At 44.6% G+C, this 17,664-nt stretch carries 11 protein-coding genes; 3 read left to right on the plus strand and 8 right to left on the minus strand.

From position 1 onward, the window contains the following. Positions 1 to 22 precede the first annotated feature (22 nt). Positions 23 to 379 (minus strand): winged helix-turn-helix transcriptional regulator, encoded by a 357-nt coding sequence (locus C0Q44_RS06385; protein ID WP_105406516.1) that lies wholly within the window; start codon positions 377 to 379, stop codon positions 23 to 25. 153 nt (positions 380 to 532) lie between these two features. Here C0Q44_RS06385 and C0Q44_RS06390 point away from each other — a divergent pair, with 153 nt between their 5' ends. After that, positions 533 to 1,141, plus strand: a complete 609-nt coding sequence (locus C0Q44_RS06390) for a flavin reductase family protein (RefSeq protein WP_258166190.1) — start codon at positions 533 to 535, stop codon at positions 1,139 to 1,141. Between the two features lie 140 nt (positions 1,142 to 1,281). On the opposite strand, the gene C0Q44_RS06395 is transcribed toward C0Q44_RS06390, so the two are convergent. The 5 genes from C0Q44_RS06395 to C0Q44_RS06415 all read right to left on the minus strand — a co-directional run bounded on the left by C0Q44_RS06395 (position 1,282) and on the right by C0Q44_RS06415 (position 12,294). Continuing rightward, positions 1,282 to 3,150 carry an AbfB domain-containing protein gene (locus tag C0Q44_RS06395; RefSeq protein WP_105406517.1) on the minus strand — a complete coding sequence of 623 codons (1,869 nt, stop codon included), beginning with the start codon at positions 3,148 to 3,150 and terminating at the stop codon, positions 1,282 to 1,284. 421 nt (positions 3,151 to 3,571) lie between these two features. Continuing rightward, entirely contained in the window at positions 3,572 to 6,673 is a 3,102-nt protein-coding gene (locus C0Q44_RS06400; RefSeq protein WP_181150873.1) for an AAA domain-containing protein, read from the minus strand. Positions 6,674 to 7,110: 437 nt separating this feature from the next. Next, entirely contained in the window at positions 7,111 to 7,884 is a 774-nt protein-coding gene (locus tag C0Q44_RS06405; protein WP_105406518.1) for a formylglycine-generating enzyme family protein, read from the minus strand. A 245-nt stretch (positions 7,885 to 8,129) separates the two neighbouring features. After that, complete coding sequence (locus C0Q44_RS06410; RefSeq protein WP_105406519.1) at positions 8,130 to 9,575, minus strand: DEAD/DEAH box helicase; 1,446 nt, start codon at positions 9,573 to 9,575, stop codon at positions 8,130 to 8,132. Between the two features lie 427 nt (positions 9,576 to 10,002). Continuing rightward, the gene (locus tag C0Q44_RS06415) at positions 10,003 to 12,294 is read right to left on the minus strand and encodes a 5'-nucleotidase C-terminal domain-containing protein (RefSeq protein WP_105406520.1); all 2,292 of its coding nucleotides are present in this window, start codon (positions 12,292 to 12,294) and stop codon (positions 10,003 to 10,005) included. A gap of 252 nt (positions 12,295 to 12,546) precedes the next feature. Here C0Q44_RS06415 and C0Q44_RS06420 point away from each other — a divergent pair, with 252 nt between their 5' ends. Continuing rightward, positions 12,547 to 13,509, plus strand: coding sequence for an endo-1,4-beta-xylanase (locus C0Q44_RS06420; RefSeq protein WP_105406521.1), 963 nt, complete (start codon positions 12,547 to 12,549; stop codon positions 13,507 to 13,509). A gap of 134 nt (positions 13,510 to 13,643) precedes the next feature. Here the strand turns inward: C0Q44_RS06420 and C0Q44_RS06425 are convergent, their stop codons facing one another. Both C0Q44_RS06425 and C0Q44_RS06430 read right to left on the minus strand, forming a co-directional pair. Next, a complete protein-coding gene (locus tag C0Q44_RS06425; protein WP_105406522.1) occupies positions 13,644 to 14,687 on the minus strand; it encodes an NAD(P)/FAD-dependent oxidoreductase in 1,044 nt (347 codons plus the stop codon). A 34-nt stretch (positions 14,688 to 14,721) separates the two neighbouring features. Further along, the gene (locus C0Q44_RS06430) at positions 14,722 to 15,711 is read right to left on the minus strand and encodes an ABC transporter substrate-binding protein (RefSeq protein WP_105406523.1); all 990 of its coding nucleotides are present in this window, start codon (positions 15,709 to 15,711) and stop codon (positions 14,722 to 14,724) included. A gap of 212 nt (positions 15,712 to 15,923) precedes the next feature. Between C0Q44_RS06430 and C0Q44_RS06435 the strand changes: the two genes are divergently transcribed. Then, entirely contained in the window at positions 15,924 to 17,603 is a 1,680-nt protein-coding gene (locus C0Q44_RS06435) for a helix-turn-helix domain-containing protein (RefSeq protein ID WP_105406524.1), read from the plus strand. Positions 17,604 to 17,664 lie beyond the last annotated feature (61 nt).

Consider the following 17,664-nt stretch of genomic DNA (forward strand, 5'->3'; position numbering starts at 1 on the left):
TTTTTTGCATATATTCCGTAATTTACTGTAATTCATGCAGCGTTTGTGTCTCCGGCACGTTATGCACACCCCACTTGCAGATTTCCTCCAGAATGGGCATCAGACTCTTGCCTCGGGGTGTTAAGGAATACTCCACTTTGGGCGGGGTCTGATCGTACTCAACTCTGTTTATCACACCTTCACGTTCCAAATCGTTCAGTTGAGAGGTTAACACCTTGTATGTGATCCCGGGGACACGCCTTTTGAGTTCGCCGTAGCGTGTGACCCCATGAAAGGCAAGTTGATACATGATCTTCATCTTCCACTTCCCGCCGATAATGGATAGGGTGTAGTCGAATGGAGTTAGTGTTTCCACTGGGATTGTGCTCGGGTTATCCATCAAGAATAGGCTCCTTTATACAGGTACGCACTTCAAAGTGCGTACTTTTTTTGTGGTGAACAAGTGTATATTCTTATACCAACTATAGGTTTCCCATAGGGCTTTGTAAACCGAAGGAGCTTCTGTTGGAATGGGGAGAAGGAGCGAGTGTCATTGGCAAAAAACAATGTATTTGATTTTGCGGCAGATGATATCACCATCGATGAAATGTATAAATTGATGATCGGTTCCGTGGTGCCACGGCCTATTGCCTGGGTCTCTACGAGAAGCAAGGACGGTGTTCTTAATCTGGCGCCCTTTAGTTTTTTTACCGTTGCTTCGCGTAATCCACCATCCCTGCTCATATCCATTGGGCCCGGTGTAGGTGAGAGGCAAGGTACCGTGAAGGATACGCTCCTCAATATTCGAGAGACGGGTGAGTTCGTGATTAATATGGTCCCGGCTTCACTGGTGGATTCGATGCAGCGATCGTCTGCTGACGTAGCATCGGACGAGAATGAGTTTGAACTGGCGGGGGTTACACCCAAAGCGGGCATACGTGTAGATGTACCTTCCGTACTCGAATCTCCGATTGCTTTTGAACTTACACTGGATCGGATTATTACGGTGGGTACAGATCATCTGGTTCTTGGAAAAGTAGAGCACGTACGGGTGAATCCAGAGGCATATGCCGGTCATTATAAAATAGCGATAGAGAGCTGGCAGCCACTAGCCAGTCTGGCTGGTGATTACGCTTTAATTAAACCTGCATTCTCAGTCTGAGATGGGGTTCCGTAATCACTTTCTGAAAATTGTGCGGCAGAAAGAACCGCTTCTTCAGTTGTGACTCCTGAAAAAGCGGCCTTTCTCTGAAATTTAAATTGTAGATGTAGGTGGCTAATCCTCATCTACAATTATTTTGTTTAGAAATTGGTTCGCCCAAACGTGGCGTCACTCTTCACCGTCGAACTGCTGGATGCGTTGATGGCATCGAGCTGTAATACGTAATCATAATGCCGGATGTAATAGCCGGGCTGACTGTACGATTGGAGGGATACTTTGGTGCTGTCAGCCCAACCAGGACTGCTTAGGAACGTAGCATCTCCCTTATAGGCGGCGGTGTCGGCGTAAGCTTCAAGTACAATTTTGTTGCTGCTGTTGCGCTTCAGGAAGTAGCCTGGGAAGTTGATGGACTCCAGTGAAATTCCCGTGGAACTCGCTAAACCCGGTACAACGCGGAATTGGGAGTCCAGAGCAGGAGAGACATTGGCATCAATGCGTGCGATGTAGTTGGCATGACGGATGTATCGATCCGGAACGTTGTGTGAACTGAAACGGCTGTACCCTGTGGCTTCCGGTGTGGTTGGACCCAACATTTTGACCTCGTGCAGAGTTGGGGTATACCAGTTCCCCGGATTATTCCACAAGACCGCGTTCACCATATTGATCCGTACATAACGGGCTGTGAAATGCACAGCATCCGTGGTGAAGCCATAGGTCAGATTGTTGGTGCGATCCAAGGTGGAGTAATTGACACCATCGTTGCTAATTTCGATCTTGTATTTGTAGTACCCTTCCGAACCTTTATACATAAACCAGGACGTGTCGATCTCGGTGATCGTCTTCGGTGCGCCGAAGTCCACTTGCCACCAGGCAGGCCAGCTATTGGAGGAAGCCACCCATGACGTCTGGTAGTTGCCATCATTGACGTTGGATGCGGACGAGCCGGAGGCAGTGGAGCTGGCGGTAGCTGTTTTGCCTTGGGCATGATTGACGAGAGCAGGAGGTGTTACCGCACCCGTTACTGCGTCGATATTCCAAGTTGTATACCACTCCAGTGATGCTGTTCCGTTCGAATCATTCAACGTTAGCGGCAGCCAGATATGTTTGTGCTCTCCGAGATTCATCGGATTCCAGCGATCCCCCATGTAGATGTAGGATGTGGTGTTGCTGCCTGTAATCGTGGCAATATCATGAATCTGCGAACCGAAGGCAGATGGATTGCCATATGGCGTAAGCGCAGTCCATGGACCTGTCATGGAAGTTGCTGTAGCATAAGCCCCCTGATTCGGATACCAGCCAGCGGCTTGGGAGGTGAAGAGGTAGTAGCGGTTTCCTTTTTTCACAACAGCAGGCGCTTCACGGTAGGCGTTCTCGAACAGCCAGCCCTCGAAGGACTGTATTCCGGTATAACTAGCATTCATTTTGAAAATAGCCATCGTATCATTGGCACCGCCATTCTTGCGGGAAGCAGTAACCAGATAACCGGTTCCATCTGTATCGACAAAGACGGTCATGTCACGAGACTCGTAATCGAGCGGGCGGAAGCTGCCCTCATAGGTGAATTTGCCATTCGGGGTATTACTTGTTGCGACCGCTACACGCCCGAGGTTGTAGTCCGTACCGTTCTCATAATGTGCCCAGAGCACATACTGGTTAGTGGAGGCGTTATAGATGACTTTGGGGCGTTCAATTTTGCTGGAGGCAAGCTCGGTTGCAGAATCTTTCGTCAGGATGGCGTTGCTGAAAGTCCAGTTCTTCAGATCGGTGGAGGTGTAGACGTTCACGCTGTCAAACCTGCCGCCCACCGCATGTTCACCGTACAGATAATACGTCGAGCTTACCTGCAGAATGTTGCCGCTATTCGCATGGATGTGGTTGCCTGCGGTGTCGAGCCAATCGGTACCGTTGGTTATGGTGACACTTGCTGCGCTTGTCCGTTCAGGATGAAGTCCAAACAGGGTGAACGTGAGTGCAAAGACCAGAAACCAGACGGCTTTCCTGTTACCCATTACATACACCTCCCGAAAGATATCAACTTAAATATAGCGCTTTTATTTATATTTTAGTTGGGCCAGACTCTTTTTCAAGTGAACAATCCATCCATTGCTGAACAAACCGGCATTTTAGCGGGGCTGAGCGGTGAGAGCGGAGGAAAATGCTACCTTTTGCAGCACTCAGGGTTGTGTTTGCTCCCATCTGAAGATACTGATTCATTCAAACCACTCCATTCTATAACAGTTCTTAATATAAATAGACTCTTTAATAGTGCCATTAAATCAATACATACTCAATAATTATTAGGCAGAGTGAGGCACTCTGCCCGCTTTGAAATTATATTATCTACGGAAACAGACATTTTCATAGAAAGTAACTCAAGGTAACCCCTGTTCCACAAAAATGCTGTCACTTTTGGTACAGCGTAGGATCATTTCAGACCACAACATTGTTATAGTCGTCAATAATTGAAATCGTTTTATTTGCTACTTCACTACCGAGGGAGGCATACAATTTCTTATCGCCAATAATATAAAATTCTTTTTTTGCTCGTGTAGCTGCAACATTCATCATATTTGGAACAGAGACAGCCCATCTTGCCGCCCCACTGCTATCAGAGTCAGCCCCAAGAACAAAGTAGACAATCTTGGCCTCTTTCCCTTGAAAAGTATGAACAGTTCCAATGTTCGTTGTTTTTCCATTTTCTCGTTTTGTGAAGTTAATTCCATCTAATACTTGTACAAGTTTATTAGCCACATTGCTAAATGGGGTGATAACATAAATTTCATCCGCTAAATTCGGGTCATCTTGCAAACGTTTATCAATTAGACTTTTCAGTAAATCAGCTTGTTCTTTAACAAATTTATCATTTGCTTTCCCCGTTGAGTCATACCATCGTGATTTACCTTGTGACTCATCTTTTGATTTACCTTGTACCATCAAATCGTCATACGATATTTTATTTGAAATCGTAAACATCGGATAGTCCGAACGTCTGTGCACCCAAAGAGGTATACCAATCCATTCATCCTCATTTTTTTGAAAACCATACTGACTTGTGGCATCCACAATGGTTTGAGTAGATGCATTAGCAGAGACAAATTTTTCATCAACTTTGTAAATTCTTCCGATCAAGGTCAGCACATTTGAATCTAACGTCATTACTGGTTGTATTTGTGATGGATCGCCGACCACCATAACCTTTTTGCTTCTATAGATTGCGCCAACACTAGCTTGTGGTAGTGCTTGACCAGCCTCGTCTATGAATAAATTGCCTATTGAGTTTTCATTAAGATTTTTAAACATTCTCCCAAAACTAGCAAAAGTCGTGCTGATAACAGGGATAGCCAAATTCAACCATTGCCATGATTCCGAAATTAACTGAAGTCCGTTCTCTTTTCCAATGTATTCAGACGGTTTGCTCCAGATAATCCTCGCGGCTTTCAAACTCTTTCTGTTCTCATACAGAAATTGCTTTCTAACTTTTAAAGCTGAAATAAACAACTCTGATTGTAATTTACGAAATTGCATTGTAAACCATGGGTTAGACTTTTGAAGTTCATCATAGGATAGTGAAAAATCTAGTTCCTTAATGCCACTTTGAGATTTGAGGTTTTCCAGTACTGCAATTTCTTGTGCCGATTTTTCTAAAGCGTTATGTTGAGTAGTCGTCCAACGTTCGAAGTCTGCTTTTGTGTCCTGGGTTTGTTTTTGAATATGCTCACTTTTTGTAGCAGTTTCTTTTAACCTATTTTCGAGTCGGATGCGCTCATTCAACCATTTCGTTTTTTGTTTAGATAGATCATTTAAATGATCATTCGCATCATTCAGATTTTTGAAGTACTGCTCAACTTTGTGTCGATTAAATATTTTATGAAACCACAAAGGGCTTGGTTTTTGTGAAGTGACTACATCATAATTTCTTTTAGCTTGAGCTTGTGGATCGATTAGGTTTTCTATCTCAATAGAAGCATTCGATAAATCATCTTGAAGATTTAAACTTTCTTGTCTCAGTCTTTCAAATTCACGCGTCGCTTCTGCTTCTTGTGTGATTAAACTTGTTCGTTTCTTTTTTTCTTCTTGTTCAAAAGCAATATTTTGCTTGGTATGCTTGGTTTTTAATTTTTGAAGTGAATGTATTTTCTCGCTATATTCCTGCATTTTTTCTTTTTCGATTTTCAATTCCTTATAGAGACGGGAGAATTCTTGGTATACACCTTCACCTGTACTGGATTGATAATTATCTTCTAGATCTTTCTCAATTGCTTCTATGCTTAAAAGTAGCTTGTTCACATTTGTTGACGCGCCACCCTCTAACGAGAATACACCCCAATTCTCCTCGTTTAAAGTCTCCCTTTTAATCTCACGATTTTTTCCGAAACCTTCACCGGTTAGTTTAGAATTAGATATATCTTTGAAATAATCTGCTTCATCCAATTGCTTTTGAAAATCGTTAGCAATCGTTTCTTTCTTTGGTAACTCCTTAACAATGTTTTGGACTGCCCCATTGTTTGAACTTGCAACAACAATATTTTTATCTGAAATGGAGGATGGTAAAATACCAATTTTAGCACTTTGCCAATAAACTAAACTTCTTTTTATCGTTTTATCAGAAAGTTGCACCATTTCCACGGCCTGTTGAACCACCAAATCAGCAAAAATATCTTTTAACAGAGTTGTTTTTCCTGTTCCTGGAGGACCATTGACACTACGAATCTCATTTTTATCGTGTAATGCTAGATTCACCGCAACCTGTTGCATGAATGAGAGTGCAAAAGCAGGGTTACTTGGAAAACGTCCTAACGGGTAATATTTAGGTTGTAAACTGTTTGTCTCAAAAATTTGTGAGTTAAAATGAAGTGACTTTTTATTTCCATCTAAATTCTGCCTGAATCCCGAAAAGCCATTAAAATAACGATCTAAATTTTTAGTAGTGATTACCTTTGCTTTATTCAGATCTTCAATAAAAAACGAATGTAAATTTACTTCTCCATTATCTAAGTTTTTCATAAATGCATAGCGAAAATTATTAGTGGAAACATTATACTTTTGCAAAAGTTCAGAAATGGCACTGTTAAATCCATCTTCAAATTTACTGTTCAAATCTTCTCTAAATGAGTTTTCAAATTTCGAAAAATCTTCTGGTAAATCACCATGTTGGCGGATATAACCGCTCATGGTAAAGAATAATTTGTCTGCTATAAATTCTAATTGGTTATCAAAATATATAGCGAAGGTGAATTTGTCAGATTTACTAACTTCTTCGTGGGTTTTTTCGATCTTGTGCTTCTCCCTCAGTATTTCAACAACCTCTTCAAATTCGAAAATATCAAAATATAATACTAAACCCGAATTTTTATAGATCTTATCTTCTACATTTTGTTGTTCTTTTTGTTTAATTAAAAAGTCTCTAAAAAACGTATTCCAGTCTTCTTCCATGGTATGTAAGAGCTTTAGCGGTTTTTCTTTCTTAATAGATCCTTCGGATAGCTGCTCTATTGTAATCCAAGCATTTAAAATATCTTTCTTTTTATTCATGTTCTCCCCCATTATCATCTGAAGACAAAAAGAAAAGCTCTTCAACCTTAGAGAGCTTCACTACACTAATGTACCAATCATTCATATACGATTTGACTTCTTCTAATGATACCATGGACATTCCTCTGTTTGTCATTTCGCCCTACTTGTAATACGGTTCAGAGCAATTCTGTGGTAAAGCAACGGGAATAGAAGTTAAAATCGAAGAAAACGTAAAGGCATAGCTTCACCGCCCAAGTGATAAAATCTCTTTATGTAACTCATTGTTAGGGTATTCACCCACTCTAGCAGCGATAATTACAGACAGGTAATCTTTAATCCCTTCTCGGGTAACATCCATTTCGATAAAATATAAGTCAGTCAATGGATTAACGATGTCAGTCAAATGAAGGTCGCATCGAGTCCATTTCAATTCACTTCATGCTCAACGCGTGTTCTCATGGTTTTGTAAGTGCTATTCTAAAGCCAAGGTCATCTATCTTGAAATCGGGCATGCTTTTCCTTCTACTCGTAGAACCACAGTTGTTCTCAACTTCAGCCCAACTGCCTCCCCGGAAGACTCTATAGTCCCCATATCGTTTAGCATCATACAAATCCCAGCACCACTCCCAAACGTTTCCGATCATATCGTAAAGCCCCCATGGATTAGGAAGCAGTTTTCCGACTTGTTGAACTGATCCATTAGCGTTTTCTTGATGCCATGCAATCTTATCGATACTTTCATACCGATATCCCTTGGTTCCCGCTTTACACGCATACTGCCATTCTGCGTCTGATAATAATCGAAAGCCATTCGCTTTTTGGTTATATATAGTGTTCTGACTTTCACCTGTGATTAAGTAGCATTCAGTCCTGCCATGTATTCTGGACAATTCGTTACAAAAGATAAGCGAATCTACCCAAGAAACTTCCGTAATTGGCAGACTATTCGTATTCGGTTCTACTTCTTCTTCATGATGCATAACAAAATGATACAACTGGTGTGTTACCGGATACTTCATTACATAGAAAGGTTCAATCGTTTCAGTCCAAGTAATAACCTTTCTATCACTTTCTCTTCCAGGGTTTGATAATGTATAATTAGAACTCAGCCATTTATTCGTATTAATATAATCGCGTAATTCAACGGTCCCACCTTCTATTGGTACCATCAAATTCATTAAATCATTTATAAATCGTTCTCTGTTATTTCCGTACTTTTCGATTGTCATATGAAGCCCCCTGTTCACTGTATCGGTTGATATGTAAACTCGAATGATTCTTTATGGAAATAAATACACAATCCAATAACAACGATTTACAAGCAGACCTGTCATAACATCATGTTAGCAGGTCTGCTTGTCTTGTTTAAAGCGTTTATGAGGCAGTGCGACATAAGTTTGATTGACATAAAAAGAGGAGCGATTTTAAAAATAATACTAAATTGTATCCTGTCTATTCAATCCTGTTTACCAAATTACTTATGACCTTTGCGAACCTTGAGTTGCATCTTTTTGATCGTTGTATTCTGCATGAGCTCCAGTACGAGTGGGCCTTTGCCGTTCAGGATCTCCACATCCGTCACATTGTCCTGAATGGTAATGATCCCGATGTCGTCAGCCGTAACGCCTTCAAGCTTGGCGATGGTACCGACAAAGTCTACGGCACGAAGTTTTTTCTTCTTGCCTCCGTTGAAGTTCAGCTTCATGATCTGTTGATTCAACTGTTCACGCTTGTCCTTTTTACGTTCAGGAACGATCTTCAATCGCATCTCGAAATCTTCTCTGCGGCGATCTACAGCTTCCTCGGAAGGTGCTTTCACGACAGGGATTTCAAATCCGATATAGGATTCAATCTCGGCTAGACGTCTGCCATCTTTCGGTGTAATTAACGTAATGGCTTTACCTGTTTTGCCTGCGCGTCCAGTACGGCCTGTGCGGTGAACATAGCCTTCTTTTTCAAGCGGAATATCGTAGTTGATCACATGGGTGATGTTCGTGATATCAATACCACGCGCCGCTACATCCGTTGCGATCAGATAACGGAATTGTCCCCGTCTGAACGCGTTCATGACTTCGATCCGCTCATCTTGCTCCATACCGCCATGGATACGGTCTGCTGGATAGTCAAGGTCAGCCATGACCCGGAATAGTTTATCCACATTCTCCTGCGTACGGCAGAATACAATGCAGCTATCCGGATTTTCCGTAATGAACAAGTCCTGTAGCAGCGCGGTTTTGTTCACTTCTGGTACGTTAATTACGGCGTGTTCGATGGTGGCTGTTGTCAGTCCACTTGCCTTGATCTCAATCTCAACCGGCTTGTTCATGTACTTGCGGGACAGCTTGGCTACATCTTCAGGGAACGTCGCAGAGAATAGCATGGTCACTCGTTCCTGCGGCAGTTTCTGAATGATGGCTTGCACCGTCTCGATAAAGCCCATATTCAGCATCTCATCAGCCTCGTCAATCACGAGATAGGCGATTCGTTCGAGTGGCAACGTGCCACGTTCGATATGATCCAGTACCCGACCCGGCGTACCAACAGCCACATGGGTTCTTTGTTTTAACTCCGCCTTTTGGATGTGAAAAGGGGACTGTCCGTATAGTGCGGTTGCTTTAATACGCTTAAAGCGGCCGATATTCGTAATATCTTCGTTAACCTGCAAAGCCAGTTCCCGGGTTGGTGTAAGAATCAAAGCCTGTGGCTTATTCTCATTCCAATCCACCAGCTCGCAGAGCGGAATGCCGTAGGCAGCTGTTTTACCACTACCTGTCTGTGATTTCACCACAAGATCCTGGTTCTCCAGTGCTACGGGAATAACTTTAGTTTGAACCTCGGTTGGTGTCTCATAGCCCAGACTTTCCAGCGCTTTTACGATCTCTTCACCAAGTCCATAATCTTTAAATTGTTGCTTGCTCATTGTTTACCTCTTTTGCGTTAGTTTTGAATACAGGAGCATATTGCATAAATCCTTAAAGCGACTTCAAATCAGTAAAATAAAGAGCGAAATGGTTTTATTTGTCTATATTTTGTACACGGGAGCGTTTGAAATCTTGAATTATGCAATATTCTTACATACAAGCATTGCACCGTACATTTATCGTATACCTCTTCATTATACTCTATATGCGGGCAGGCTAACGGAGTAAATTGAAAAGGGTGCTTGAATGATTGGGTAAAGTTCCACGTGAAACGAAATGTATCGGTCGAAGTGTTCTTGTACTACGACGATATTCTGATATACATTCCTAACGGCTCGTTAACATAACAAAGGGCGATCCGACCATGAGTTCCATGGGAGAATCGCCCTCTCTGCTCTGCGTTAAGCTTGGTGTGTAACGATTATGCTATTTCAAAATGCTCACATATTTCCCGTATACGTATGCTATACGTCCATCCAGCTTCACTTTCACCCAGCCATATGCGTTGTCTGTACTGATCACCTCAAGCAGGGTGCCTTTCGGTACGGCAGCAACGACCTTAGCCTTGGATGAAGCGCCAGCGCGTACATTCAGGTAAGCTGCAGTAACCTTGGCTTGTTTGCCTTTGGTGACAGCACCTGGTTTACCCGTGCTTGGTGTTGACGGTTTACCGGGTTTCGACGTGCCTGGAGTCGGTGTTGGTTTAGGTGCTGTTGGTGTCGTAGGTTTCTCAGGTGTGGTTGCTCCCTCACCATGACCAGCTGCTTTGCGAGCTTTGTTCAGCTGTTGATAGAACGCTCCCTTGGTCTTCACGCTTGCGAACTGCGCTGCACTCACACCTGCTTTGGCAGATAACGTATCAATCTCTTCCTGTGTCACGGCATCCAAAATGTTAATGGAGGCAATGTTGGTGTACTTGCCATCTTCTGTTGTCGGCACAGACATGATGCCATCGTTAATTAACTCCACCACATCTGCACGCTCCGGTGCAGTCAGGTCTACGCCGGTGATTTTCCAATTGTGTTGAATCTTCGGTTCATATACACCCTTCATGACATCTTTCAAATAGGAGATGGACAGATTGCGAATCGTACCTTGAATCTCGCCAAATGTCGAAGCATCCTTGGAGGACCAGAGTTGCTTGAACTTACGTCCTTCCATCGCGCCGCCTTTGGCAATCAGAGCTTCCATCCGGTATGCGTTCATGCCGAGCTTCAATGTATCGTCTTCTTTTACTGCTGCACCGTTACTGTACTTGAGATTGGTGATCCGACTGCCATAGGGCTTGGTCAGGTCGATCTCATACGTTACGCCGCCGAAGAAATCATCGGTGCTGTATTTGGAAGCACGACGTTTTGGATCAAAACTGATCGTCACATCACCCGGACGTGTGGAGTTGAAGTACCCCGCAGACCACTCCATGTAATCCATCAGATCGCGTCCGGTCACTTCATACACAGTCACTTCACCGAAAGTATATTGGTAGTTGAATGCGATATCCTTTTTCTTAATCGGGCCTACATCCAGCTTGGCCTTATCGTTATCAATCTGGTGCGCGACCACATCAGCATCACTGTAATGCAGCATCACTTCGGTGAAAAAGTCGGACAAAGGGGTCTCCTGGATCTGAACCGCAGGAATACCCTTAATCTCATCGGCAGGAACCAGGTTCGTTCCTTTCAGTTCAGCCACTTCAATATTCGCATCGGCACGGGCGAACTCGTGGAACGGGTGCAATGTCTTTTCCAGGGCAGGATCGGAGACTTCATACGTTCCGTCAGCTGATTTAACAGCGAGTGCCTGAGCTTCCTTGCTTTTCAGGACAACCTTGTCGCCGTCTTTAGCAAATGTCAGATCGATTCGCGAGATATGTGAACCATATTTATTTGGCTCGGAGATCAATACGCCGTTAACCGTTTGGGATTCAATCAAGGTATGCATGTGTCCGGCAAAAATGGCAGCCAGCTCCGGGTTGGCATTGGCGATATCCGTAACCCCGGTTCCCGGGTTCCCGTTCTCGTTGTCCAGTCCCATATGCATAAGTCCAACCATGACATCCACTTTGCCTTTCAGCTCAGCAATGGCCTTCTTAGTCTCTTCCACAGGATCTTTGACGATGATACCGTCCAGGTGATCCGTACCCTTCTCGAACTCGGTAATCATAGGTGTGTTCATTCCGATGACACCTACTTTGATGCCGTCTTTCTCAATAATCGTATAGGCAGGCATGTAGCGGTCGCCGTTTTCTTTGAAAATGTTACCCACGAGAGGCTGTCCATTGAATTGGGAAGAGATCTTCTCCAGTACGTCCAATCCAAAGTTGAACTCATGGTTACCCATAACCCATGCGTCATATTTCATCTCGTTCATGGCAACCATCATGGGAGATTGAGGTTGATCATTGAACAACTCAGCCGAGTTATCCTGAATCATGTCTCCCGCATCCAGCAAGATCGTATTGGGATTCTCCGCACGGACTTTTTTCACAATGGTGTAGAGCTGTGTCATGCTGCCGGTTGGGTTTGGACCGTCCAGAGCATAGTCCCATGGCATGAATCGACCATGAATATCGGATGTACCCAGCAACGTGATCTTGGTTTCCTTGTCTGCCTCAGCAGCCTGAACGGGTGTGGAAGCAAAAGGGGCAAACAAAATGGAGGCACATAAGAGGAACGATAAAGGCCATCCGGCGAAACGTTTCGTTGAAATCTTGCGCATGTTGTAATCTCCCTTGTTATCTAGTGTATGTAAAGATATGTATCATTTCATACTAGATAAACATGTGGGGAATGTAAACTCCAATGTAAGAATCATGTTGGATTTAAGCAAAAAAGTGCATGGGAACATAATATAGATTTCTATTATTGGTACAAAATACTATAATTTGTCAGGTATCTAAAACCAAAATTATCCAGTAAAGTGATGTATGTAAGCGCTTAACAAAACATTTGAAATAAAGGAGGAAAATCATTGATTAAGTCCAAGTGGTTTAAGACAGTCGGCTCGCTGGCGTTGGTAGGGGTTCTCGCTGCTTCAGTTGCGGTTGGCAGTGTGAGTGCTGGTTTGGCGAAAGGTAGCAAATTTTTGGGCAATATTATAGCTAGCCAGGTTCCTTCGAATTTTAGCCCCTATTGGAACCAGGTAACTCCAGAGAACTCCACCAAGTGGGATGCTGTGGAAGGCACACGCAACGTGATGAACTGGGGTCAGGCAGATCTGGCGTACAATTATGCGAACAATAACGGATTCCCGTTCAAGTTCCATACGCTCGTATGGGGAAGTCAGCAGCCCAATTGGATTAACAGTCTCTCCGCCGCAGATCAGAAGGCTGAAGTGACACAATGGATTAAAGCCGCAGGACAGCGGTATTCGAAGTCGGCATATGTCGATGTTGTCAATGAGCCATTGCATGCCAAGCCATCCTATCGCAACGCGATTGGAGGAGATGGAGCAACAGGTTGGGATTGGGTCATTTGGTCATTCCAACAGGCGAGACAAGCCTTCCCTAATGCCAAATTGCTGATCAATGAGTACGGCATCATCGGTGATCCAGCTAAAGCCGACCAATATATCCAGATTATCAACCTTCTGAAAAATAGAGGCTTGGTCGATGGCATTGGTATTCAAGCGCATCACTTTAATATGGACAACGTTTCCGTAAATACGATGAACACCGTACTGAACAAGCTGGCTGCGACAGGTCTACCGGTCTACGTCTCCGAGCTGGATATGACAGGTGACGATAATACACAGTTGCAGCGCTATCAACAGAAATTCCCTGTGCTGTGGAAACACGCTGCTGTTAAAGGTGTGACACTGTGGGGTTACAACCAAGGCCAAACTTGGGTTAACGGTTCCCATCTGGTGAACAGCAACGGTACAGAACGTCCAGCTATGCAATGGCTCAGAAATTACCTGGCGAACAATCCTTAAATCGGCATATTATCGAATCATGCTTTCCTATGGATTCAGATGATCATACAACACGGAGTAGCGCCTGTTCCGCTGATCACAGCGGAACAGGCGCTATTTGATGTGCAGAAGGTTGTTTCGATGTGTTAACCGTCTTAAATTTCTTCCTCAACCACACCCAAGGCGCGGTTTTTTTCTTTGAACAGCTCATTGTGTGAGGAGACATAAGCCATTAGAGAAGCATCGGGTTGTATATAACGCTTGGCACTGTTCAGTGCAAGAATACCACTGGTGAATGTGCCTGCGAGTAATTCAACTTTGCTATCATAGGCAACAAAATCACCTGCGGCATATACGCCGGGAAGGTTGGTCGTCATATCTGCTTCCACCTCCAGGTTCCATTCACCGAGATTCAGTCCCCATTCCCGGATGGTACCATAGTTGCACTTCATACCGTGATTGACGATAACCGCATCGACCTCCAGCTGCTCTCGCTCTGATGTCTCAGTATGAACGAGAGAGACACGATTAATTTGTGTTCCATCACTGCTGTGGAGCGCTTCTATGGTATAGGGTGTCCGAATTTGAACGGAGGAGTTCTTCATCGTCGTAACACTGCGTTCCAGACCGCCAAAGTGATCACGGCGATGAACGATCGTTACGCTACTGGCAATGGGTTGTAACTCATTGGCCCAGTCTACAGCGGAATCGCCTCCACCTGAGATTAATACCCGCTGGTTGCGGAAGCGTTCCAGTTCCTGAACCGTGTAGTGCAGGTTGGTCACTTCGAAGCGATCTGCTCCTTCGATCTCAAGCTTGACGTTCTGGCGCTCCCCGTACCCAATAGCCAGAATCACGGTCTTGGTCAGATGTTGCTCGCCTTGATCAGCGGTCAGGAGAATGGCTCCATCCTCCTGACGCTCCATGCCGACAATTCGCTGGCCGAGAACAATCGTCGGATCGAAGGTACGGGCTTGTCCAATCAACTGCGCAATGAGCTGTTCCCCGCGAATTGGGGGCATAGCCCCGACATCCCATATCATTTTCTCAGGATACGTCAGGACTCTTCCGCCCAGTTCATCCTGTGCTTCAATAACCTTGGTCTTCAGTTCTCTCATACCACTATAAAAAGCCGTGTACAACCCGGCGGGTCCTCCGCCAATGATGGTCACATCATACAGTTCAAGTGAATCTGTCATCGCTTACCTCCATGATTAGTTGGGTGCAATCCCTTTATTTTTTGAGCATAATTGGCAGTTGTTTGATCAGTTCTTCCCTCGCCAGTGGATCTGTCGATATCCCGAGACCGCCATTTACGAAATATACTTTACCGGCTTTGACAGCGGGCAGTTGGCTCCATACGGGACCTTTGGTCATGTTCTCAACTTCCTTCAGTTCTTCGTCACTGTAATACACAATGAATATCCGGTCCCCGGCAATTTCGGGCAGCTGTTCAATGGAAATATCGGCATAGCCATAGTCATCCGGGTTATCAATCATTTTCTGAATCGCTGCGGTTGGCTTGAAGCCATCTTCGTTATAGACGAAACCGGTCAGGTAACTGGTCGTGTACACACTTAATCGTTTCTGACCGATCATGTATTGGAATACGGATGCCGTCTCGTCCTTCTCGATGTTGCCGTCCTGCTGTAGGTCGTTCCACATCTTCACAATCTCTGCATTATGCCGTGCGAGGAATTCTTCTGGTACTTGCTTGTTGCCAAGCCATTCACCCAGTCGCTTGATCCGAACAGGCATAGGGTCCCATTCATTGGTCAGGATCACCGGTGCAATCTTGGAGAGAGTCTCATTCTGCTTTTGGTCCGGAGTTGAGGTGATAATCAGATCGGGCTGGAGTTCCACAATCTTCTCGGGACTTGGCGGCCAGCCGATATCTGCCACATCTTTCAGTTCGTCTTTATACGTCGCGTATTGCAAACCTTGTTGGACTACACCTACAGGCTTGATACCGAAAATTAACAGATCTCCAACCGTGTTGTCGGTGTATACGATGCGTTTGGGCGCTATGGGAATCTCCACCTGGTTACCGTAAGCATCGGTCGCCATCTGGGTTCCTTTTTCCTCCGATTGGCTGGCAGTTTGACTGGTGTTCTGCGTCGCTGTGTTGCTGGCTGTATCAGCTGTTGTACCGCAAGCTGTTGCAACCAATACAATGAAACATAAAGTGAGTAACGTGGTGAGTCTCGACATTTTGTGTATCATGAATATCCCCCTATATGGTTAAACATTTACTGATAATCATTATCAATTAATCAAGTGTAATGCCGTTCAAGAATGCATTCAATGGAAGATTAGGACGTTTTTTTTGCATTAATAGGCTGTTTATAAGCAAGTTTCGGTCATTGATAACCAAGGAAGAGTTGAGTTATGATGACTCTAATTGATAATGGTTATCACGAAAAGGAGAGCTAATTGTGGATCTGACTCATCTCAAAACCCGGTACGTCGTTCCCAACATGTATTACGAACTTCACGGGTTGGCTCTACAGCATCTATCGCCTAACGATGGCATTCCACGACAAACACTAACCACCGACATCATGATTGTAGTCGAGGAGGGGGAGGGTCTGCTCATTGATGATGATAAGATACATGAGCTGCAATATGGGGTTCTCCTCGTTATCAATGCAGGACACACGGTAGAGATTCGAATAAATGAAGAGACGTTGTTATCCGCGTGGTTAGTGGCATTTACCTTGCATGATTCGGAGCGCAGAATGTCCCCGGCCCTCGTCGGGACCCGTGAGATGGACACGGCTGGATTTCGATCTATATTGCAGCGGATCAGAGGGATTGAGAATCGTCGCAGGGGACAGGACCGCAAACAACGAGTCGGCATTCACACGCAGTTTCAGAAATTAATGAGTATGGTGCTGAAAGATACCCATGAGTACGAAGGGAAAGCCTCCAGTGAGCACACGAGAGCGAACATATCCGAGATCATTACGCAGCTAAAGGGCCGCTACAATGAGGAAATTAATGTGGATGATCTGGCAGCACAGGCCAGAATTAGCAAGCGCAGATTTACCCATTGGTTCAGGCAACTCACAGGAACGAATCTGTCGGATTATATGACAACACTGCGGATGGAACATGCCAAACAACTGCTGTTACGCGGAGAGCGTATGAAAGAGGTGGCCTCCCTGGTGGGGTATCGGGATGAGTACTATTTCAATCGACGCTTTAAACAGATGGAAGGAATCTCCCCGGGTCAGTTCATTCTTAACCATCGGCAGAGCTCGTCCAACATCTGTGTGATGAGTTGTCTCGGTCATCTGCTTGCCCTTGGAATCCGTCCGGCGGCGGTTGCCAAAAATCTGTCCAATGAGCATTACCTAACCCAGTTAAGTGCGAGTTTCCATAAGGTTAACAGCGTACCACTAGACCCACAGGAGATTTCCTATTTGCAGCCTGAGCTGATTCTCGTTGGAAATCAGGAGGAATACGACACGTTATCACCAATCGCACCGACATATATCTTTTCACAGAACGATCACAAGCCATTCGTATTGTTACAGAAGCTTGGAGAGGTATTTGGTAAGGGATCTGAAGCGGAGAAGGTAATCAAGCAATATGAGCGCAAAACACAGCGCCTGAGATCCCGGTTAAAGGGCGTGATTAAGAGCACAGATACGTTCTCCGTGATGGAAATACGTGATGATTCGATCTATGTGTTCGGCAATTACTGGTGTAGGGGGGCCTACAATCTATATGATGGCCTTGGACTACAGGCACCAGAGCGGGTGCAGAAGGAATTAATTGACCTTCAGGCTTATCTCATGATCTCAGAGGAGCAAGTTACATCCTATGCAGGTGACCACCTGTTCCTGACGGTCTTGGATTCGGAGCGGTATCAACGTATATCGAACAGTGTCTGGTGGCAGGAGATGCCCGCAGTGAGGAAAGATCAGGTGTATATGACCGAATATGCGGAATTTGCAGTTACCGATCCCATATCCATGCCTTACCAACTGGATACCCAGATGAAATTAATATTGGATCGGCAAATGTCCCATTCCTTTGATTTTAATCCCTATCAATACAAAAGCGATCAGGGCAAGTCGTCCACAGCTTGCAATCTACCGGAGAAATAACGGTAACAATAAGCATGAAGTTTCCCATGAAAAATAGCGCCGACCCGGGAAATCCCTGAGC

The sequence above is a fragment of the Paenibacillus sp. PCH8 genome, assembly GCF_002968835.1.
Taxonomy (GTDB): domain Bacteria; phylum Bacillota; class Bacilli; order Paenibacillales; family Paenibacillaceae; genus Paenibacillus.